This window comes from Variovorax sp. Varisp46, from assembly GCF_059491885.1.
Map to the genome: position 1 here is coordinate 2,871,091 of NZ_CP168515.1, position 19,776 is coordinate 2,890,866.

Sequence of the window (19,776 nt, forward strand, 5' to 3'; positions counted from 1 at the left end):
TGTCAGGCGCAATGTCTTTCGAGACGTGCCCAGTGCCGGACCACTACCGACTTCCTTGTTCCCGAAGTATTTCGCCCGTTGTCTTCGAGGCGATGTACATGATCGACCGCCCAAGCTTGCTTGCGTTGCCAAGTCCCTTCTGTCCCGGAGGGAGCTTGGCCGAGAAAGCGATCCCGATGGTGTTGACCCCGTTTTCTTCTTCGCCGTTTTCCTTCTTCCTCTCAGCGATGTGGACATTGAAGTTGTTCAGGTCTTGCCCGGTCCTCTCGAACAACTTGTACGCGTTGCCCAATGCGATGACCACCGGGGTATGGAGTAGCAGCTGATCCGGCGACTCGACCGCGAAGAGCGGCAAGACCGAGACATCGAAGTCATGATTCACGGGCGAGGCCCCCGAGCCTTCGTGCGGACTGCCTCGATTTCTTTGAGCAGATCATCGGCATCCGCGTTGCCGTTCTTCAGCGACTCCGCCGCCCAGTGCGCGGCTTCGGCGAGATCCTTGCCATTCATGTAGAGGTCGCAGGCCAGGTTGTGTTGCCCTACGACATGGCCACCCTTGGCCGCGATCGACAGCCAGCGGACGCGTTGATCTGCGTCCGAGGACACGAAGGTGTAGTACAGCGAGAGACGAAACGCAGCCTCGGCGTCGCCAGTCGCGGCCTTTGCGACCAGCCCGGCTCGCTGTGCATCTGTCAGCTCGTAGGCCTGCGCACCCGAGACGGGCGAAGAAGTGGCAAGTGCGGCGCCGGGCTTGTCCATGGCGTGGTTCTCCGTTGCGTGATCCGGGAGCTCATCGGCCCGGCTGCCTGCTGGCCCCGGCGCGAAGGGCCTCGATCCGCTGCAGCAGCCGGCCCGCATCCGGATCGCCGTTCTTGCGTGCTTCGGCAGCCCAGCGCGCGGCCTCGGCCAGGGTGCCGCCGTCCAGTTGCAGCACGGCAGCGAGGTTGTACTGCGCCGTCGCATGGCCGCCCTCCGCGGCCCGGACGAGCCAGCGCCGACCTCCCACCCTGCCGTCCTGATGCACGAAGTGGTGGTACTTCGAGAGGCGGAACGCGGCCTCGGCATCGCCGGCCTCGGCCTTTACGACCAGCGCGGCCTCCTGTTGCGGTGCGAGCGCTGCGGACTGGAGCGCTTCGATTTCCTGCGCGAGCCGGCCCGCGTCCGGGTCGCCGTTCCTGCGTGCCTCGGCGGCCCAGCGCGCGGCCTGGGTGAGGTCCTTGCCGTTCCTGTAGAGATCGGCCGCAAGCTCGTACTGCGCCGACGCTTGGCCCCCCTCGGCCGCCAACTTGCGCCAGCGCCGCTCTTGCGAACGATCCTGAAGCACGTAGTTGGCGTACCTCGACAGGCGGAATGCGGCCTCGGCATCGCCGGCCTCGGCTTTCGCGGCCAGTGCGGCCCGCGCGTCGGGCGCGAGCATGGCGGAGCGTGCCGCCTCGATCGCGCCCAGGAGCCGGTCTGCATCTTTGTAGCCGTTCTGGAGCGCCTCCGCGGCCCAGTGCCGAGCTTGGTCGAGGTCCTCGCCGTCACTGCTCAGTTCGGACGCCAGGTTGTACTGCGCCGTCGCATGGCCCGCTTTGGCGGCCACCGCGAGCCAGCGCGTGCGCTGAACCTTGTCGGCGTGCGTGAAGGTGTAGTACTGCGAAAGGCGAAAGGCGGCCTGCGCATCGCCGGCCTCGGCCTTCCTGGCGAGATCGCTGCGCTGCGCGTCGTCGAGCGCATGGATCTGTCCGCCCGATACGGGCTCGTCGTTGTTCATCGAATGCGCCTCCATGGCGGGAGAAAGAGAAAAGAGGACCAGCGCGAGCAGGGCCGGCATTGCGCGCGGGGGGCGGGGAGCTTGTTTCATGGATCGGGCCTGAATGTGCGCCATCTTCCAAGGTCGGCGGTGTCCATCTTCCTGTCGGCCGTCATGCCTGCGGGCTGAACTCTTCCATCGGGCCAGATCCACAGGAACTTGTCGGGCGCGCTCACGGGTGCATTGAGCTCGTTCGAGAGGTGCTGCGCGAACGGCGCGTTGCCCTGGCCGGTTTCACACGACATCAGCACCACGTGCTGCCCGTCCTTGTACGAAGGGTGCGCGCGGATCTGCTCGGCCAGTTCGGCCGGCCGCACGGTCTGGCGCGCGGCGTTCTGCATGATCGACGAGTTGCCGTGGCCCCCCACCGTGAAGCTGCCCGGCGGGTTCGGAATGTTGTCGCCCGAGGCCCGGATCGCCTCGTCGTGCGGGAACATGTTGATGTCCACCAGCCCGAGCGGGTCGATGCCGCGCACCGGGTTGTTGCCCACGTACACATGAAGGTTGCGCCCGCCCGCGAGCCCCAGCGGGTCGCGCGAGACATAGCGGCCGCTCGCCGGGTCGTAGTAGCGATGGCGGTTGTAGTGCAGGCCGGTCTCGGCGTCGAAGTACTGGCCCTGAAAGCGGATCGGGTTCGCGAAACCGGCGCTGCGCCCTGCCTCGCTGAGAATTTCGCGTGCCTCGCCCCAGGCCTTGTACTGCGCCGACCAGGCGAGGCGGCCCTCGTGGTCGGTGAGTTCGCGCGGCGTGCCGAGGTGGTCGCATTGGTAGAAGGCAACCTCGTCGGGCGTAAAGCGAAGCGATGCGGGATGCTGCTCGCCGTTCCACAACGGATCCTGCGCGATGTCGTAGACGCCGCCGTTGGCGGCCATCAGCGCCTTCACGTCGGTCGTCCTGCCGAGCGCGATGGCCTGCGCCTGCCGCACCTGCACCAGCGGCACGAAGGAACCGGGCTCGTGGATGTAGTGCACGCTCCAGCCGCGGCCCTGCTGCTCCTGCTCGCCGGCCGTGCTCTGGGTGCTCTCGAAGGCGAGCGTGTTGCCGTCCCAGCCGAACAGCGTCGCGCGGTCGTGCGAGCGCTTGGCGATACGCCGGCCCATCGGGTCGTAGCTGAAGCGGATGCCGGTCCCGTCCTCGTCGGTGGCCGCGCTCATGCGGTCGAAGCCGTCCCAGGCGAAGGTCGTCCTCCGGCCGTTGTGAATGCGTTCGACCAGGTGGCCGTGCTCGTCGTAACGGTAGCGGGTGCCGGCGTATTCCTTCAGCAGGTTGTCGAGCAGCTTGTGGACCGTGCGCTGTTGCGGCGGCGGTTCGGCCTGCGCTGGGTCCGCGATGTTGCCCGCAGGGTCGAAGGCGAACACTTCGTGGCCGAGCCGGCTCGAGGCCTCCACGAGCTGGCCCACCGGATCGTAGCGGTAGCCGGAGTTGCCGTGGCGGCTGTCGCCGATGCCGACGAGCTGGCCGGTCCGGTCGTAGCTGTAGCTGCGGCGCAGTTGCAGCGCCTCGACGCCCCCCGCCCGGGTGTGCGAGATCGCCTGCTCGAGCAGGCGGCCGCCGCTGTCGTAGCGCAGCCGCTGGCTCAGGCCGTTGCGCTGCTCGCGCAGGACTTCGCGGTGCAGGTCGTCGCGCTCGAAGCCGAGGATGTCCTCGCCATCGAGCATGAGGCCATGCACGTGGCCCGAGCCGTAGGTCAGCCACTGGGTGGTGTGGCCGTCGGGCCGCACGGTTGCGACGCGCTGGTTGAGCTCGTCGTAGCGGTGCTGCCAGACGGCCGTGCGTCCGTTCGCAAGGTAGTGGTGGTGCTCTCGCGTGAGGTTGCCCGCGGGATCATGGAACCACTGCAGGCGAGCCTCGTCATTGGAGGCCTCGATCATGCGGCCGTTGCGGTCGAAGGCAAAGCGCTCGACCTGCTCGCCGGCGGCGCGTTCGACCATCCGACCCATCGCGTCGTTCTGCATCCGCAGCACGCGCGCGCCCTCGGCTGCTTCCACGAGCCGGCCGGTGCCTTCTTCGTAGCGGTAGCGGATGGTCTTGCGGTCGAAGCCGGTCTCCTCAAGCAGGCGTCCCGCGGGGTCATAGCTGAAGTTGTAGCGGCCGCCGTTTTCGTTGCGCAGTTCTGTGAGCCGTCCCAGCAGGTCCCATTCGTAGCGCAGCGAATGGCCCGCCGCGTCGACGCGGCCCGCCACAAGGCCGGCGCGGCCGAAGCTGTAGCGCGTGCGGCGACCCAGCGGATCGACGTGGGCGAGCAGGCGGCCTTCGGCATCGTGCACGAAATGCTCGCGCGTCGCGTCGGGCCGGGTGATCTCCTCGAGCCGGCCCGGGCTGTTGGTCTCGTCGCGCTGCACGATGCCTTCGCGCGAGGGGCTGTAGCGGTAGCGCGTAGCTTGGCCCGCAGCATCGATGGCTGTGACCGTGCGGCCGTGGCTGTCGTATTCCCAGCGCCGGGTCTTGCCCGAACAGTCGGTGAAGCTCGCGAGACGGCCGCCCGGCGTGTAGCTCAGCAGCTTGGTGCCGCCCTTGGCGTCGGTGATCTGCACCAGCCGCCCTGCCTTGTCGTAGGCGTACTCGGTCCTGTGGCCCAGCGGATCGATCTCCTCGACCAGGTGGCCCTGCGCATCGTAGTCGCGCTTCCACACGCCACCCTCTCCGTCGCGGATGCCCGCAAGCCGCTGCTTCGCGTCGTACTCGAAATGCACCCGGCTGCCATCTGCGCGCGTGTGGGTCTGCAGGTTGCCGTCCGCGTCGTAGGTGTAGTCGTCGGTGCCCCCGTCGGTATGCACATGCCGCGTGAGGTTCTTCGCATCGTCGCGGAAGAACCACTCCTCAAGCTTGTCGGGATGGATGATGCGGTAGGTGTAGCCGTCGATGTCGTAGTAGTACCAGGTCTCGCCCCCGAGCGCGTCGGTCACGTAGGTCAGGCGGATGTTCCTGTCCCACTCCAGCGTGAGCGCGAAGCTTCCGTCGTCACTCCATTCGCGCACGGCCTTGGCGTCGGGACCGGTGCCGTCGTATTCGAGGTTCATGCCCCGGCCGGTGCGGTCGGTGTAGCGGGTCACGAGATGGTGCGTGTAGCTGTAGCTCCAACTTGCGCCGTCTTCGTCCTGCGCGGCCACCAGGTCGCGCTCGGCGTCGTGCGTGTAGGCGGCCAACTGACGCACCACCTGGCCGTCCTTGAGCTCCCACAGCGATTCGATGAGACCGGTCTTCGCGTCGGGGCGCGTGCCCACGTGCGCCATCACCGTCTCACCCTGCTTGCTGACGATGTCGCTGAGCACCCGCTCGCCCGTCGAGGCGATCAGGTGGTCGTAGCGCAGGCCTACCGACAGGCCGTCCCTCGCCTGCTGCGCCACGAGGCGGTAATGCGGCTGACGACCCTCGACGCGCTCATAGAGCTCGCGCCAGTCGCCCTGCAGGCCGAAGTCGAGCGCGAGCAGCGTCTCGCTGAGCTGCGTCAGCATGAGGTCCTCGACCGCGTCGCGGTGCGACTGCCCCACGGCGAGCCGCGCATAGGCGTGGCTGCGGCCGTCGGCGGCGCGGTAGACGAGTCCGCCCTCGGGCGTGATGTCGACGCGCGTGGTGTACGCGGTGATCCAGCGTGCGCCGAGCACGCCGCGGTCGCAGGCGTCGAGCTGGCTGCGATAGACGCGCGACCAGGTGATGGCCAGCGGCGCGTTCAGGACGAAGTCGGTGTGCACGAAGCTCTCGCTGCCGGTGGCGAGGCTGATCGAGCCCCCGACCGCCGCGCGCGCCGGCCGGTTGCGACGGCAGTTCGGATCGTTGCGCGCGGGCGCCTGCCTGCTGATGTGGCCCAGCTGCGCGCCGGGACGGTCCTTGTCGGCCACCGCACCCTCGCGCGGCGGTACGATAGCCGCGCGCTGCCCCTTCTTGCGCTTGATCGCCGCGAGCAGCTTGTGCAGCAGCCACATGATGCTGGCCTGCGCCTCCTTGTCGGCCAGCTTCACGAGCTGGCTGCGCAGGTTCGCCTTGAAGTCGAGCATCCGCGCGATCACGCCGCCGACCTGCTCCGCCACGCTCGCCGGCAATTGGTTGGCTGCCACCTTGGCCACATAGTTGGCCGACTGCCTGGTGAAGCGCACGGCGCTGCCCCACATGCGGTTCCAGGTGCTCTCGGTCTTCGGGTCGTGCACCCGGGTTTCGGGGGTGGGCGGCGTACCGACCGCGAACAGGTCCTTCTGCCCGAGCACGCGGCGCAGCACGTCGACGAGGTTGTCGATGATGCTGTCCGAAAGCTTCGCGCAGTTCTCGAGCATCTCGTCGAGCTTGGCGATCGCGCCCTCGATGAACTTGTCGAGTTCGCCCACGATGGTGGCGTTGAGGTGGCCGACCAGCGTCACCACGATGGTCTCGCCGAGGTTCGACGCCGCGGCCTTGAGCTGCTGGCGCACCAGATGCAGCGTGGGCCGCAGGCTCATGCGGGCGGCGGCCATGGTCGGCGGCAGCGGGATCAGGCCGATCAGGTTGATGCCGAGGCTGACCCAGTTCAGGAAGGAATCGATGCCGTCGCGCGCCTTCTTCTCGACGATGTTGATGATGTCCAGGAACACATCCACCAGCGCCATGATGTTGCCCACGATCGGGATGCTCCCGAGCACCATCGTGAGCCGTTCGAGCGTGACATAGCCCCCGCTGAACGAGCGCAGCCAGTCGTCCACCGCCTTGCTCGCGGCCGCGATGTCCTCGCCCACGATGGTGTTGAGCGGCGCGACCGCTGTCTGAGGCTCTCGTTCGGACGTCTTCTGCTGCTGCGATCCTTCTGCCATGGCCTTGCTTTTCCTCTTGCCTGGAACCGTCTTGTTGTTCGAAAGAAGCGCGCCGTCGCGCCGCGTCAGCCCATGAAACCGGGGGTGCGGCCCGCGAGCGCGGGCGTGCCGGCAGCGGCAGGCAATCCACCTTTTGCGACCCCGCCTGCCATGTTCGCGATCGCCGTGACCGGGGCGCCCATCGGCCCGAGCCGCGCGCCGGCCGCCTGCGTCGCCATGCCGGTGGCCGCCTGTCTCGCCTGGCCGAGCATCGCCTTGGCGCCACCCTGCCGGATCGCCTGCGCCGCGCCCACGGCTTGCTGCGCCGTGGCTGCGGCCTCGGAGGCCTGGCCGAGCAGGCTCGCGGCCTTGCTGCCGGTGCCCGCGACGCCGGCCAGCGCGGCCGCGGCGGCGCCGCCCGCCCCGCCGAGCAGCCCCGAGACGCCCGATGCAGCGCCGGCCGCATCGAAGCCACCGCCGGCCGGGGCCTTGCCCTTCCAGTCCTGCGGCGTGCCGAAGTAGCTGCCCTCCTCCCACGGATCGCGAGGGTCCTTGCCGAAGGTCACCTTGGCGGTGCCGATAGGCAGGCCCGCGACGCTCGCGAAGCCGTTGCGGTCCAGCGTTCCGGCGTGCGTGCCGCCTTCCGAATCGACCACGGTGAAATCGCCCTGCGCCACGCCCTGGCGCTTCTCGCCGGTCGGCTTGATGTACTGGTGGTAGAGATCGAGCTGGCCCTTGGGCACCTGCGGCGGATTGGGCAGCGCAGGCTTGCCCTCGCTGGCCGGCCCGACCAGACTGTGCACCGCGGCGTGCTCGCGCCAGGTACCGGAGGTGCCGTGCTCGATGCCGCCAGAGCTCCAGCGGCTGTAGCTCGAGCCGCCGTTGATCACCACCTCTTCTTTCGCCTGGATGGTGATCTTGTTGGCAGTCTGCGTGATGTTGAGCTTGGCCAGCACGTTGACGCTGTCCTTCAGCGCCTTGATGTCGATGTCGGCGCTGGCCGCCACCAGCCGCATGCCGGCCTTGGCGGCGAACAGGCGGATCGCGCTCTGCACGCTTACCAGCAGGCTCTTGCCCGCACTCACGCTGGTGTGGCCGCCGCTGGTGAGCGCGGTGTGCTCGCTGCTCACGATGTGGGTGGAACCTTGCGCCACGGTCTGCAGGCCGCGGGCGCTGGCCAGCGTCAGGTGCGGCTCCTGGAACTCGGGGAAGTCGCCCTGCTCGCGGTTGCCGCCCTGGCCCCTGATGGCGTCGTTCTGCGCCTTGAGGATCTCCGTGACCTCGTCCTGGTCGCCGGCGTCGTGCGCCTGCGCACCCCGTGCCACTTCGCTCAGGCCTTCGTGCATGTCGCGCGCCTGCGTGAGGCGGCCCACGGTCTCGCCCATGTCCGTCATGTGCGCCTGCGCGTTGGCCCGCGCCTCGGTGGTCACCAGCAATCCTTTGGCCGATCTCACCGCCCCATGCCCATCGGTACGCAGCTCGAAGCCCTGGCCTCGTGGCTCCTTGCGCCCAGCCGTGTCCTCGATGCGCCCGATATGCCCAACGCTCAACTGGCTGGCCTGGTGATCGCTGCGCAGCTGCGCCTGGATCTTCCCTGCCGTATCGTCGAGCACGATGTGGTTGCCTCGGCCCCCACCCAACTCGCGGCTGCGGATGCCCGACAGGTGCTTCTGCCCGGGCAGCTCCCACGCAGGCATGGTGTCGGCGTTGTGCACGCAGCCGGTGACGATGGGGTAGTCGGGGTCGCCGTTGAGGAAGTCGACGATGACCTCCATGCCGATGCGCGGCACGCTGGTCATTCCGAAGGTGGTGCCGGCCCATGCGGTGGACACGCGCACCCAGCAACTGGAGTTCTCGTTGTCCTGGCCAATGCGGTCCCAGTGGAACTGCACCTTGATGCGCCCGTACTGGTCGGTCCAGATCTCCTCGCCCGCCGGACCCACCACCTTGGCCGTCTGCGGGCCGCGTGTACGCGGCCTGGGGGTGGTGCGCGGCGGGCGCCACGCGTAGCTGGTGGGCTGAGCCTCGAAGGCGAAGCGCTGCACGGAGCCTTCGGTGCCGTCGGCGCCTTCGCTGGCCTGCAGGTTCTCCTGCAGGTGGTAGCTCATGCCCACGAGCAGGTACTGCTGGTTCTGGTCGGCCCTGGGATGGCCGGTCAGCCGCAGGGTGTGGCCGGTGGCCAGCTCGCGCAGGTTGGATCTGCCGGTGACGCGATTGCGCTGGCTGAGCTGTTCTTCGTTGCGGATGCGCGCATAGGTCTCGCCGTCGCCGTGCTGCACGAAACCGCCCGGCCATTCGTACTGTTCGTAGGCGTCGTGGTCGTGCCCGGGCGGCATCTGCCGCAGATGCGACAGCTCGGCCTTGGGCTTCTCGAAGTCGTAGTCGTCGTTGTAGTGATGGCCGGGTCGCACCTCTTCGGCGATCTCCCACGCGTAGATGCGCTCGCGCTGGCCCATGCCGGACTTCTCCAGCGGGTGGTAGCGCACCTCCTCCCCGCCGGGCAGCGGGTTGTGCGAGTTCGCGATGTCGTCTGCGAACACGAGCACGTGCTGGCTCGCCTCGTGCCGGAAGTGGAAGTAGAGGCCTTCGAGTTCGCACAGGCGCGAGACGAAGTTGAAGTCGCTCTCGTGATACTGCACGCAGTAGTCCCAGCGCCGGTAGTCGCCGCGCGTGAGCTTCTTCTCGATGGGGTAGCCGTAGCTGCCGAGCACTTCCATGACGATGTCGGGCACGCTCTTGCCCTGGAAGATGCGGAAGTCGCTGCGCCGCGTGGCCAGCCACAACCAGGGACGCAATTGCAGGCGGTAGAAGGAATGGCGCGCGTCTTCTTGCTGCAGGCCGAACCGGGTGGCGATGCCGCCGAGGTAGCGCACGCCGCCCTCGGTTTCCACCGCCACGGTGGCCGCCTTGCCCAGCAGCGCCTTGGGGTCGATGCCGTTACTGCTGCCCAGCAGTTCGATGTCGAACGCGTAGAGCTGGCTCAGTGCCTCGCGGCCCACCAATTGGCGAAATTGCAACGCCTCGCCCAGCGGCGTCTGGATGCTGACGCGGCGGCTCATTGCGCCTCTGCATCCGGCAAATAAGCCAAATTGCTCAATTGCAATAAAACGAATAAGAATATTGTTTTAAAAATGAGCGCCATGCCCACCTCCCCGTGAATTACCTTTCCAATTATTCTAAATGGTCAATTTGCGTAATACCCAATGCAAAAAATGGAAATGCGGCCGACCGACAGCGCAGCCCAATCAAAGGCCTTGCTGGCGATCGGCAACTCGAGCGGGTTATTGCAGACCCGTGCGGAATAGCAAGAATCCCATGCTCCCGGGATCAGCCCCGCAATTCATCCCCGCAAAGAAATCCAACGGCTCATGCCGCCTTGCGCGCCGTCAGCCACTGCGCGGGCGTCAAAGCCGCCGCCACCACGCGCACCTCGCCGATGTTGCCGAAGAAGCCGTCGGCGCGAGCGCCGTCCCACGAGCCGCCGCCCACCACCCACGGCGAGGCGGCCGAAAGCGTGGCCAAGCCCGGGATGGCCGACGCATTGCGCAGCACCGGCGCGCCTTCGACGTACATCGTGGTGTCGTGCGACACCGGGTCGTTCACGATCGCGACGTGCACCCAGCGGCCGGCAATCACTTCGCCTGACCAATTGGCCTTGGGCGCGCGCGTGCCGGCCGGGCTCGGCACCACCTCCCACTGCACCTCGCGCAGGCTCGAAATGGCGAACAGCATCGGCGGAGACTCCGGATCGCCACCCGAGTAGCCAGCCAGATCGCCGCGGCGGCCGTCGCGCGTCATGATGTTCATCCACGCCTGGTTGCCGCTGGCCCAGCTCTTGTCGATCTTGATGAAGGCCTCGACCGTGTAGCCGTTCTCCAGCGTCTGCGCGTTGATCGGCGCCGCCGCGTCGGTGAGGAAGTAGCTCAGCCGCGGCGTGTTCTTGTTGGTGTTGAGGAAGCGCACCGAGCCCGGCGCCGCCGACAGGTAGTGCCGGTCGTCGGTCCACACGATGTCGCCATCGGCGGCGCCGACGATGCCGCCCTGGTTCAGCGCATCGCGGTGCAGGGGGTTGTTGCCCGTGACGTCCGCGACGACGGTGCCCGGCAGCACCGGCTGGTTGACCGCGCCGCCAAAGAAGCGCCAGTGCGCCAGCGTGTTCGCGACCTTCGGGTAGTCGTCCGAATTCGCGGCGGGCCGCTGCTCGACCGTCGCCGGGTCCTTGTAGTTGGCCAGGATCATCGCGCGGGCCTGGTCTACCAGGGAGCTGTCGATGGTGGCGCTGCCGGTGCCGAAGCTCTTGTTGAACCCCGCGAAGCGCTGCGCGAAGTCCACGTCGATGACGAAGGCTTCGTTGGGGGTGGTGAGCACTGCCTGGTCGAAGGTATTCAGCGTATTGGCCGGCTTCTGCGGCACCCAGGGCGAGAACGACAGCACCCTGATCTGCTTGTTCGTCAGGTCGAATTCGTAGAGGCGCATCAGGCCGTTGCCGCCTTGGTAGGCCATCTGGTAATCGACCACCATCTCCTCGACCTTGTGGCCGAAGTCGTTGGTCTTCGTGAGGTGCGCGGCGCCGTGATGGTGGCCGTTGAGCGTCATGAAGATCTGGTCGTTGTCGCGGATCAGCTTCTCCCAGAGCATCCTGCCGTAATCGGTTTCGAGCGGGCTCTTGCCGTCGGCGTCGATATTCAGCAACTGGTGGTTCACCAGAACGACGGGCAGCGTCGGGTTCTTCGCAATCACTTGGCGAGCCCAGGCAATGCCCGCGGCGGAGATGCGCCACGACAGCGACAGCACCATGAACTTCTGGCCCTGCGCCTCGAACACGTGGTATTCGTGAAAGCCACTCGGGTCGCGCGCGCCAAAGGTGGTCTGCTTCTTTGCGCGCTCGGGGCCGAACCACTGGATGTAAGGCTCGTTGGTGGGGTCGCGGTCGGCATCGGTGCCGCCGACGGGGTCGACGCTGTAGTCGAAATCCTTCAGCACGTCGTGGTTGCCGGCAAGCACGCTGTAGGGCAGCTTCGCGTCTTCGAGCACCTTCATGGCGGCATCGGCCACCTTCCACTGGTCGGGCTTGCCGACCTGGTCGACCACGTCGCCGAGATGGATGGTGAACGGGATGTTCAACGCCTTGGCGTTGGCCGCGATCCATTTCGTCTGCGCGGCGAAAGGTGCGCTGCCGAAGCGCTTGTCGTACTGGTCGCTCTCGGCGGCGGTGGCGTAGCGCGCATAGAACTGCGTGTCGGGCATCACGGCGAGCGCGAAGCTGGAGATCTTGGCAGCGGCGGCCGGCGGTGCTGGCGTGGGTGCTGGTGCCGACGTGGATGCCGGTGTCGGCGCGGGTGCTGGCGCCGATGCAGGCGCTGGCAGCGGACCGAAGGCGGGTGAACTGCCGCCACCACCGCCGCAGGCGGCAAGCAAGGCACTGCTGCCGCTGACCGTCAGCAGCGATGCACCCAGCTTGAGCACCTGGCGGCGCGGTGGGGTGCGATGGTTGTCACCGCCATTCGATGGGGAATTGCTCGGTTCGGCTGGCGCGGCAACGCGCGGCGCGCGGGCGCCGCGCGAATCGTCGGAAACGGACATGGGAAATGAGGAGAAATTGCGAAGCGCGCAGCGTAGGAGGCTGCGATGACACGGGCATGCAAGGCTCGTGTCACTTCGGTGCACCGGTTCGCGTTCAGGCGTTGCGCGCTCGCTCCATCCGCTCCAGCTTCACCACCTGCCATGCGCACAGGCTGCCGAGCACCGCCAGCAGCGCCGCCGCGGTGAACATCGTGCGGTAGCCGAAAGCCTGCGCGACCGCGCCGCCAAGCAGCACGCCCAGAACGCCGCCAAAGCCATAGCCGATCACCGTGAACAGCGCCTGGCCGCGTCCGCGCAGATGGCCGGGAAAGCGGCGCGACACCACCGCGATGCAGGTCGTGTGGTGCGCCGCGAAGCTCAGCGCATGCAGCCACTGCGCCACGACGAGCGCCGCGATCCAGCCGCCGAGCCCTGCCGTCAACCCCAGCCGCGCGACGGCCGCGATGCCGCACACCAGCATCCAGCGCGGCATCGGCATCAGGCCGATGAGCCGGCCCTGCAGGAAGAACCAGACGATCTCCGCCACCACCGACAGCGCCCACAGCAGGCCGATGGTGCTCTTGCCGTAGCCGATCGAATCGAGGTACAGCGAGAAGAACGCGTACACCGAGAAGTGCGACATCACCTGGAAGAACAGCGCCGCGAAGAACCATTGCACCGACGGGTTGCGCAGCACCGGGCCGATGGGCACCCTCACCGCATCGTGGGCGGCGGGCGGCTCGCGCACGTCCGGCAGCTTCATCGTCGCGAGCAGCACGATGGCCAGCGTGCCGGCCGCCCAGGCCGGAAAGTGCTTCATGCCGAAGCGCTCGAACCACTCGCCCGCCACGAACACCGTGAGCAGGAAGCCGGCCGAGCCGCACAGCCGGATGCGCCCGTAGCGCCCCCAGTCGCCGGCCACCAGCTGCGCCATTGCGGCCTCGGTGAGCGACATCATCGAACTGGTGTGGGTGAACATCACGAGCAGCACCAGCGCGAGCCACCAGGCACCGCCGTGCCACCACAGCCCGAAGGAACTGAGCAGCGCCACCGCCGCGCTGAAGCGCAGCAGCTTGACCCGCTGCCCCGTGTGGTCGCTGAGCGCGCCCCAGGCGTACGGCGCAAACACCCGCGTGATCGACTGCACCGACGCCAGCAGGCTGATGGTGAAGATCGGAAGCCCCAGGTCCTTGAGCCAGAGTGGCAGGTAGGGATTGAAGAAGCCGATGTGCGCGAAATAGCTGGCCGACAGACCAGCGAACGCCAGCAGGTGGCCGCGCCCGGCGGCCACTGGCGGCGGGGCGGACACTACAGGAAGGACGCCTGCGGCGACGCAGCTTCGGTCGCGTTGGCTTGCGTCTGCACGTCGCCGCACTGCGCGCGGTTGCGCAGCGCGTGCTCCATGACCACCAGCGCCAGCATGGCCTCGGCGATGGGCGTGGCGCGGATGCCGACGCACGGGTCGTGGCGGCCCTTCGTAACGACCTCGACGGGGTTGTTGTGGATGTCGATGGACTGGCGCGGGCTGATGATCGAGCTGGTCGGCTTGATCGCGATGGTCACCTCCAGGTCTTGCCCGGAACTGATGCCGCCGAGGATGCCGCCCGCGTTATTGGTGACGAAGCCGGTGGGCGTGATCGAGTCGCCATGCGTGGTGCCGCGCTGGGTGACGCTGTCGAAGCCGGCGCCGATCTCGACGGCCTTTACCGCGTTAATGCCCATCATCGCGTAGGCGATCTCTGCGTCGAGTTTGTCGAACAACGGCTCACCGAGCCCGATGGGCACGTTCGTGGCGGTGACGCGGATGCGCGCGCCGCACGAATCGCCGGCCTTGCGCAGGCGGTCCATGTAGTCCTCCAGCGCGCTCACGTCGGCGATGGGGGCGAAGAAGGGATTGTTGGGCACGTGCTCCCAGCTCTCGAACGGAATGGCGATTTCGCCGATCTGCGTCATGCAGCCGCGGAACACCATGCCGTATTTCTCGGCCAGCCACTTCTTGGCAACGGCGCCGGCCGCGACCATGGGGGCGGTCAGCCGCGCCGAGGAACGCCCGCCACCGCGCGGGTCGCGGATGCCGTACTTCTTCCAGTAGGTGAAGTCGGCATGGCCGGGGCGGAATTGCTGGGCAATCTGCCCGTAGTCCTTGCTGCGCTGGTCGGTGTTCTGGATCAGTAGTGCAATCGGGGTGCCGGTGGTCTTGCCTTCGTACACGCCGGAGAGGATCTGCACCGCGTCGGGCTCGTTGCGCTGGGTGACGTGGCGGCTGGTGCCGGGGCGCCGACGGTCCAGGTCGCCCTGGATGTCGGCCTCGCTCAGTGCCATGCCGGGGGGGCAGCCGTCGATGACGCAGCCGATGGCCGGGCCGTGCGACTCGCCGAAATTGGTGACCGCGAAGAGTGTTCCGAAGGTGTTGCCGCTCATGCCCGGGATTATCCCCACAAAGCGGCCGCCCCTCAGTCGGTCGTGTTTTCCATGCGCTTGGTCAGCGCGCCCACCTGCAGCTCGATGGAAAACAGCCGTTCGTTCAGCACGGCCGTCTGGAGCCGGATCGCCTCGATGATGGCCTTGGTCTGCGGGTCGGAGGTGTTGTCGCAGAGTTCGGCCAGGTCGTGCAGCTTCTTGCGCAGTTCATTGCTCATGGGAGGCTCCGGTAATCCATCGCGTCGTGGAAGCCCCAGTATGGGGTTTCGTCATCGCTGCGGCAATGCGGCGCCACCCGGGGCTTCGGGTGCACGCGCTTCACGCTGGCGGCAGCAGCCAGCCTTCGAGCTTGGCGAGAGCGCCGGTCCAACCGTGGGTGTGGCTGTCGCGCGCGGCCTCGTCGAAGAACTGTTCGTGCAGCAACACCAGTTCACAGCCCTCGGCATCGGGTTCGATGCGCACGGTGACGCGCGACTCGCGCTCCGGCGTGCTGCGCCATGCCCAGCTGAAGACCAGCTTGCGATGGGGCACCACCTCGAGGTAGGTGCCGCTCACGTCGTGCGTTTCACCGTCGGCCGCCAGCATGGCCACGCGGAAGCGGCCGCCCACGCGCAGGTCGACCTCGGCGATGGGGACCGAGACGATCTCCGCGGGCCCGAACCAGCGCTTCAGCGCTTGCGGGTCGGTCCACGCGCGCCAGACTTTGTCGGGTGCAACGCGGTAGTGCCGGCGGAGCGTGAGCGAGGGGCGCTCGGCGGCGTCTCGGGCGGAAGGGTTCTCCATTCGGTCTCCTCCTGGTGATAGAGAAAGCGCGCCAGTGCATCGAGGCGCCCGGTCCAGAATTTCTCGTAGCGCGACAACCACACGGCAGCCTCCTGCATGGGCAGGGGCGAAAGCGCGCAGCGCACGATGCGGCCCTCTTTCGTGCGCGAGATCAGGCCGGCCTCTTCGAGCACGCGCAGGTGCTTCATGAAGCCGGTGAGCGACATGCCGTGCGGCTCGGCCAGTTCGGTCACGCTGAGGCTGCGTTCGCCCAGGGTTTCGAGCACCGCGCGGCGCGTGGAATCGGAAAGCGCGGCGAAGACTGCGTCGAGGGTGACGGCGTCCGGGAGGGCGATTGAGTGAACCATACGGTTGAGTATCTGGAGGGCCCATGGGCTCGTCAAGCCGTGTTTCGACGACGTGCGTGGCAAGCTCCGACACGTTGCCGCAGCTCATCTTCCCCGGGGCCATATGCTCGACCTCGGAGCGCCAACACCCGCCAAAGGAGAACCATCGATGCCCGACCTGCGCCAACCGTACCCCCCGATCGAACCCTACGAAACCGGCATGCTCGACGTGGGCGACGGCCACCTCATCCGCTACGAACGCGTGGGCACGCCCGGCGCCAAGCCGGCGGTCTTCCTGCATGGCGGGCCCGGCGGCGGCATCTCGCCCGAACACCGGCGGCTGTTCGATCCGGCGCGCTACGACCTGATGCTGTTCGACCAGCGCGGCTGCGGCCAGTCGCAGCCGCACGCCGGCCTGGATGCCAACACCACCTGGCACCTGGTGGCCGACATCGAGCGCCTGCGCGAGCGCGTAGGTATCGATCGCTGGCTGGTGTTCGGCGGCTCGTGGGGCTCCACGCTCGCCCTCGCCTATGCGCAGAAGCACCCCGAGCGCGTGAGCGAACTGGTGCTGCGCGGTATCTACACCGTGACCCGCGCCGAGCTGCAGTGGTACTACCAGTTCGGCGTGTCGGAGATGTTCCCCGACAAATGGGAGAAGTTCCAGGCGCCCATTCCCGAGGCCGAACGCGGCGACATGATCGCGGCCTACCGCAAGCGCCTGACCAGCGACGATCCGGTGGCGCGCATCGAGGCGGCTCGCGCCTGGAGCGTATGGGAGGGCGAGACCATCACCCTGCTGCCGAACCCCGCGCTCGCCGAGACGCATGCCGACGATCATTTCGCGCTGGCCTTCGCGCGGCTGGAGAACCACTACTTCGTGCACGACGCCTGGCTCGAAGACGGCCAGCTGCTCCGCGACGCGCACAAGCTGCACGGCATCCCCGGCGTGATCGTGCACGGCCGCTACGACATGCCCTGCCCCGCGCGCTACGCCTGGGCGCTGCACAGGGCCTGGCCCGAAGCAGAGTTCCACCTGATCGAGGGCGCGGGGCATGCCTACTCGGAGCCCGGCATCCTCGACCAGCTGCTGCGCGCGACCGACAGTTTCGCAGGCCGCTGAATCGCGCCTGGCCGGCCCGACCTGGGAACGCTTTATGCGTGTTGCACCGCAACACCCATCACCTGCGAAGGAGCGCCCCATGCCGGACCGTACCGCCACCCAGTTCTCCCATGTGAAGCCCGGTGACACCGAGTTCGTATCGGGTGGCTTGCGTGACTTTTTTCTCTACCGCGACCTGGGTATCGCCGAAGCCACCAACGGCAAGGTGATCGCGCATCTGGTCAAGGCCAACATGGCACCGGAAACGGGCACGGGCTGGCACCGCCATGAGGCGGACTTCCAGATCGTGATCATGGTCAAGGGCTGGGCCCGCTTCATGTACGAGGACAAGGAAACGCTGGTCGAGGCCGGCGACGTGGTGCACCAGCGGCCAGGCATCCGGCACTTCCTGTTCGACTACTCGCCGGACATGGAGTACCTGGAAATCGTCTCGCCGGCGGACTTCAAGAGCGTCGACGTGGAGCCGGTGTGCGAGATTCCGCCGCCGACGCCCTGGAAGTAGAGTCGCACGGCCACCGGCGGGCGGCTTTTACTCCAAATAACCTGTCTCCAACCTGACCTCGCACGTAAAGACGGCGGGGCTGTCTCCTCGGCCAAACATCGGGCGAGGAAAGTGTCAAACAAGAGTGATTCGCAGTCAGAATCCCGGCCGACGCTTTTGTTTGCGTCCTCTCGAAGGCTCCACGATGACTCCCCCCACCCGCCCGATGCGTCGCCGCACGCCCGTCGCACTGGCCCTGATCGGCCTGTGCGCTTCCTCCCTCCCCACGGCGTTCGCTCAACAGGTCGCGCAGCCCGCCGCGTCCTCGCCCGCCCCCAAGCCCTCGCCCGCTGCCGGCACCTCCGTGCCCACCACGCTGCGCGAAGTCCAGGTCCAGGATGCGCAGGACAAGACAGGCTTCGGTGCCAACCCTGCCTCGCTCAACCGCCTGCCGGCCGACCTGCGCGATGCGCCGCAGTCCGTCACCGTCATCAACCAGGCCGTGATGCAGTCGCAAGGCGCCACCTCGCTCGCGAGCGCGCTGCGCAACGTGCCGGGCCTGACCATCGGCGGCGCCGAAGGCGGGCAGATCGGCACCAACATCAACCTCAACGGCTTCTCGGCGCGTACCGACATCTACCTCGACGGCGCACGCGACCGCGCCCAGTACTACCGCGACACCTTCGCGCTCGAATCGGTCGAGGTGCTGATGGGCCCCTCGTCGATGCTGTTCGGCCGCGGCTCCACCGGCGGCGTGATCAACCAGGTCACGAAGAAGCCTTCGCTCACGCCCGCGGGCGAGGTCTCGGTGTCGGCCAGCACCACGGGCCTCGTACGCTCGACGATCGACGTCAACCGCCCGCTGTCCGACACCTCGGCCTTCCGCATCGCGGCCATGGGCCAGCAGGGCGACGCCAGCACGCGCGAACAGACGAAGCTGAAGGACTTCGGCCTCGACGCCTCGCTGAAGTTCGGCATCAACACGCCGACGCAGGTCACGCTCTCGGCGCTGGTGCAGCACAACCGCGACCAGCCCGACTACGGCGTGCCGCCACTCAACGGCCGCCCGGCCAAGGTCGACCGCGACACGGCCTACGGTTTCAGCGACGACCGCACGATCTCCGACATCCAGGCCTTCAGCGCCGTGGTGCAGCACAAGCTCACCCCCGACACGTCGATCCGCAACCAGACGCAGTACAACGACGTGACCACCGACGCACGCGAGACCGCGCCGCAGGGCATCGGCACCCTGTCGACCAAGGGCGTGTTCACGCCCCTGTCCACCGGCACCACGGCCGCGCCCGCGGCCGCGTTCTCGTCGCTGCCGCTGAGCAGCCTGTGGGTGCGCCAGCAAAGCCATGACCGCACGATCCACGACAAGTCGCTGTTCAACCTGACCGAGCTCAACACGAAGTTCACCACCGGCTCGGTCAAGCACACCCTGCTCGCGGGCCTGGAACTGGGCCACGACACCTACGACAACCAGACCTACTACCGCAACGGCACCTGCAACGGCGTGGCGCTGAACCCGGTGGGCGGCACCAGCGGCTACGCGACATGCTCGCCGCTGCTCGCGCCGTACCAGGGCAACACGCCGGGCACCGCGCCCAGCCTGCGCGGCAACCTCGCCACCGCGAGCGCCACCACGGTGGCCGGCTACGTCAACGACACCATCGAGCTGAGCCCCCAATGGAAACTGGTGGCTGGCGTGCGGCAGGACCACTACCGCGCAAGCGTCTACAACAGCATCCCGACCGCGACCACGCTCGGCAGCGAAAGCCAGACCGTCGACTTCACCAGCGTGCGCGCCGGCGCGATCTGGCAGCCCACGCCCTCGCAGTCGTACTACGTGTCGTACAGCACCTCGTTCAACCCCTCGCTCGAACAGCTCGTCGCCACCACGGGTGCCACGCAGCCGCTGCCGCCGCAGAAGAACAAGGCCTACGAACTCGGCGGCAAGTGGGACCTGAACGACGGCAACCTCTCGCTGACAGCGGCCGCCTTCCAGATCACCCAGACCAACGCGCGCTCGCAGAACAGCGACGGCACCTACAGCGCGACCGGCACGGTGCGCGTGAACGGCGCGCGCGCCGGTGTCGCGGGCCGGGTGACCGACAAGCTCCAGCTGTTCGGCGCCTACACGCACCTGGATGCCACCATCGTCAACGGCATCGCGCCCGGCACGCTCGGCAAGACGCCCGCCAACACGCCGAAGGACGCGGCCAGCCTGTGGGCCACCTACGCCATCACGCCCGAATGGGAGATCGGCGGCGGCACCACCTACAGCGCGAAGCGCTTCGCGAACAACACCAACCTCGTGCAGGTCGGCGGCTACGCGCGCCTCGACGCGATGGTGGCTTACCATCAGCCCAAGTACGACATCCGGCTGAACCTGTTCAACCTGGCCAACCGCTACTACTACGACGCGCTGATCCCCTCCGACGGCGGCCGTGCAGTGCCGGGCTCGGGCCGCGCCGCCACACTGTCGCTCACCTACCGCCTTTGAGGCCCTGAAGAAGAAGACGATT

At 67.6% G+C, this 19,776-nt stretch carries 14 protein-coding genes; 3 read left to right on the plus strand and 11 right to left on the minus strand.

What is annotated here, in order from left to right; all coding sequences use genetic code 11:
• Positions 1-43: 43 nt before the first annotated feature.
• The 11 genes from ACEN9N_RS13580 to ACEN9N_RS13630 all read right to left on the minus strand — a co-directional run bounded on the left by ACEN9N_RS13580 (position 44) and on the right by ACEN9N_RS13630 (position 15,665).
• Entirely contained in the window at positions 44-382 is a 339-nt protein-coding gene (locus ACEN9N_RS13580) for a hypothetical protein (protein WP_495656285.1), read from the minus strand.
• Entirely contained in the window at positions 379-759 is a 381-nt protein-coding gene (locus tag ACEN9N_RS13585) for a hypothetical protein (protein WP_495656286.1), read from the minus strand. The genes ACEN9N_RS13580 and ACEN9N_RS13585 overlap by 4 nt, the downstream gene beginning before the upstream one ends.
• 31 nt (positions 760-790) lie before the next feature.
• Positions 791-1,846, minus strand: coding sequence for an SEL1-like repeat protein (locus ACEN9N_RS13590; RefSeq protein ID WP_495656287.1), 1,056 nt, complete (start codon positions 1,844-1,846; stop codon positions 791-793).
• Positions 1,843-6,573, minus strand: a complete 4,731-nt coding sequence (locus tag ACEN9N_RS13595) for a DUF8616 domain-containing protein (RefSeq protein WP_495656288.1) — start codon at positions 6,571-6,573, stop codon at positions 1,843-1,845. Before ACEN9N_RS13595 ends, ACEN9N_RS13590 begins: the two co-directional genes overlap by 4 nt.
• Positions 6,574-6,638: 65 nt before the next feature.
• Positions 6,639-9,611 (minus strand): type VI secretion system Vgr family protein, encoded by a 2,973-nt coding sequence (locus tag ACEN9N_RS13600; protein WP_495656289.1) that lies wholly within the window; start codon positions 9,609-9,611, stop codon positions 6,639-6,641.
• A gap of 307 nt (positions 9,612-9,918) precedes the next feature.
• Positions 9,919-12,135 carry a LamG-like jellyroll fold domain-containing protein gene (locus ACEN9N_RS13605; RefSeq protein ID WP_495656290.1) on the minus strand — a complete coding sequence of 739 codons (2,217 nt, stop codon included), beginning with the start codon at positions 12,133-12,135 and terminating at the stop codon, positions 9,919-9,921.
• A 94-nt stretch (positions 12,136-12,229) separates the two neighbouring features.
• Positions 12,230-13,423 carry an MFS transporter gene (locus ACEN9N_RS13610; protein WP_007828852.1) on the minus strand — a complete coding sequence of 398 codons (1,194 nt, stop codon included), beginning with the start codon at positions 13,421-13,423 and terminating at the stop codon, positions 12,230-12,232.
• A complete protein-coding gene (aroC, locus tag ACEN9N_RS13615; RefSeq protein ID WP_042672705.1) occupies positions 13,423-14,535 on the minus strand; it encodes a chorismate synthase in 1,113 nt (370 codons plus the stop codon). Before aroC ends, ACEN9N_RS13610 begins: the two co-directional genes overlap by 1 nt.
• 32 nt (positions 14,536-14,567) lie before the next feature.
• Positions 14,568-14,753 (minus strand): hypothetical protein, encoded by a 186-nt coding sequence (locus tag ACEN9N_RS13620; RefSeq protein ID WP_007828850.1) that lies wholly within the window; start codon positions 14,751-14,753, stop codon positions 14,568-14,570.
• Positions 14,754-14,853: 100 nt separating this feature from the next.
• The gene (locus tag ACEN9N_RS13625; RefSeq protein WP_413315477.1) at positions 14,854-15,318 is read right to left on the minus strand and encodes an SRPBCC family protein; all 465 of its coding nucleotides are present in this window, start codon (positions 15,316-15,318) and stop codon (positions 14,854-14,856) included.
• Positions 15,204-15,665, minus strand: coding sequence for an ArsR/SmtB family transcription factor (locus ACEN9N_RS13630; protein ID WP_495656291.1), 462 nt, complete (start codon positions 15,663-15,665; stop codon positions 15,204-15,206). Before ACEN9N_RS13630 ends, ACEN9N_RS13625 begins: the two co-directional genes overlap by 115 nt.
• A 148-nt stretch (positions 15,666-15,813) precedes the next feature.
• Between ACEN9N_RS13630 and pip the strand changes: the two genes are divergently transcribed.
• The 3 genes from pip (at position 15,814) to ACEN9N_RS13645 (ending at position 19,754) form a co-directional block, all read left to right on the plus strand.
• A complete protein-coding gene (gene pip / locus ACEN9N_RS13635; RefSeq protein WP_495656292.1) occupies positions 15,814-16,767 on the plus strand; it encodes a prolyl aminopeptidase in 954 nt (317 codons plus the stop codon).
• 79 nt (positions 16,768-16,846) lie between these two features.
• Positions 16,847-17,269: a cupin domain-containing protein gene (locus ACEN9N_RS13640; protein WP_007828846.1), complete on the plus strand. Its 423-nt coding sequence runs from the start codon at positions 16,847-16,849 to the stop codon at positions 17,267-17,269.
• 184 nt (positions 17,270-17,453) lie between these two features.
• Positions 17,454-19,754: a TonB-dependent receptor gene (locus ACEN9N_RS13645; protein ID WP_495656293.1), complete on the plus strand. Its 2,301-nt coding sequence runs from the start codon at positions 17,454-17,456 to the stop codon at positions 19,752-19,754.
• Positions 19,755-19,776: the final 22 nt, after the last annotated feature.

Bases quoted from the DNA above. Each gene is read 5' to 3' on its own strand.
- ACEN9N_RS13595 (WP_495656288.1), bottom strand. From the start codon at position 6,573: ATGGCAGAAGGATCGCAGCAGCAGAAGACGTCCGAACGAGAGCCTCAG.
- ACEN9N_RS13585 (WP_495656286.1), bottom strand. From the start codon at position 759: ATGGACAAGCCCGGCGCCGCACTTGCCACTTCTTCGCCCGTCTCGGGT.
- pip (WP_495656292.1), top strand. From the start codon at position 15,814: ATGCCCGACCTGCGCCAACCGTACCCCCCGATCGAACCCTACGAAACC.
- ACEN9N_RS13630 (WP_495656291.1), bottom strand. From the start codon at position 15,665: ATGGTTCACTCAATCGCCCTCCCGGACGCCGTCACCCTCGACGCAGTC.
- ACEN9N_RS13640 (WP_007828846.1), top strand. From the start codon at position 16,847: ATGCCGGACCGTACCGCCACCCAGTTCTCCCATGTGAAGCCCGGTGAC.
- ACEN9N_RS13605 (WP_495656290.1), bottom strand. From the start codon at position 12,135: ATGTCCGTTTCCGACGATTCGCGCGGCGCCCGCGCGCCGCGCGTTGCC.
- ACEN9N_RS13620 (WP_007828850.1), bottom strand. From the start codon at position 14,753: ATGAGCAATGAACTGCGCAAGAAGCTGCACGACCTGGCCGAACTCTGC.
- ACEN9N_RS13625 (WP_413315477.1), bottom strand. From the start codon at position 15,318: ATGGAGAACCCTTCCGCCCGAGACGCCGCCGAGCGCCCCTCGCTCACG.
- ACEN9N_RS13600 (WP_495656289.1), bottom strand. From the start codon at position 9,611: ATGAGCCGCCGCGTCAGCATCCAGACGCCGCTGGGCGAGGCGTTGCAA.
- aroC (WP_042672705.1), bottom strand. From the start codon at position 14,535: ATGAGCGGCAACACCTTCGGAACACTCTTCGCGGTCACCAATTTCGGC.
- ACEN9N_RS13645 (WP_495656293.1), top strand. From the start codon at position 17,454: ATGACTCCCCCCACCCGCCCGATGCGTCGCCGCACGCCCGTCGCACTG.
- ACEN9N_RS13590 (WP_495656287.1), bottom strand. From the start codon at position 1,846: ATGAAACAAGCTCCCCGCCCCCCGCGCGCAATGCCGGCCCTGCTCGCG.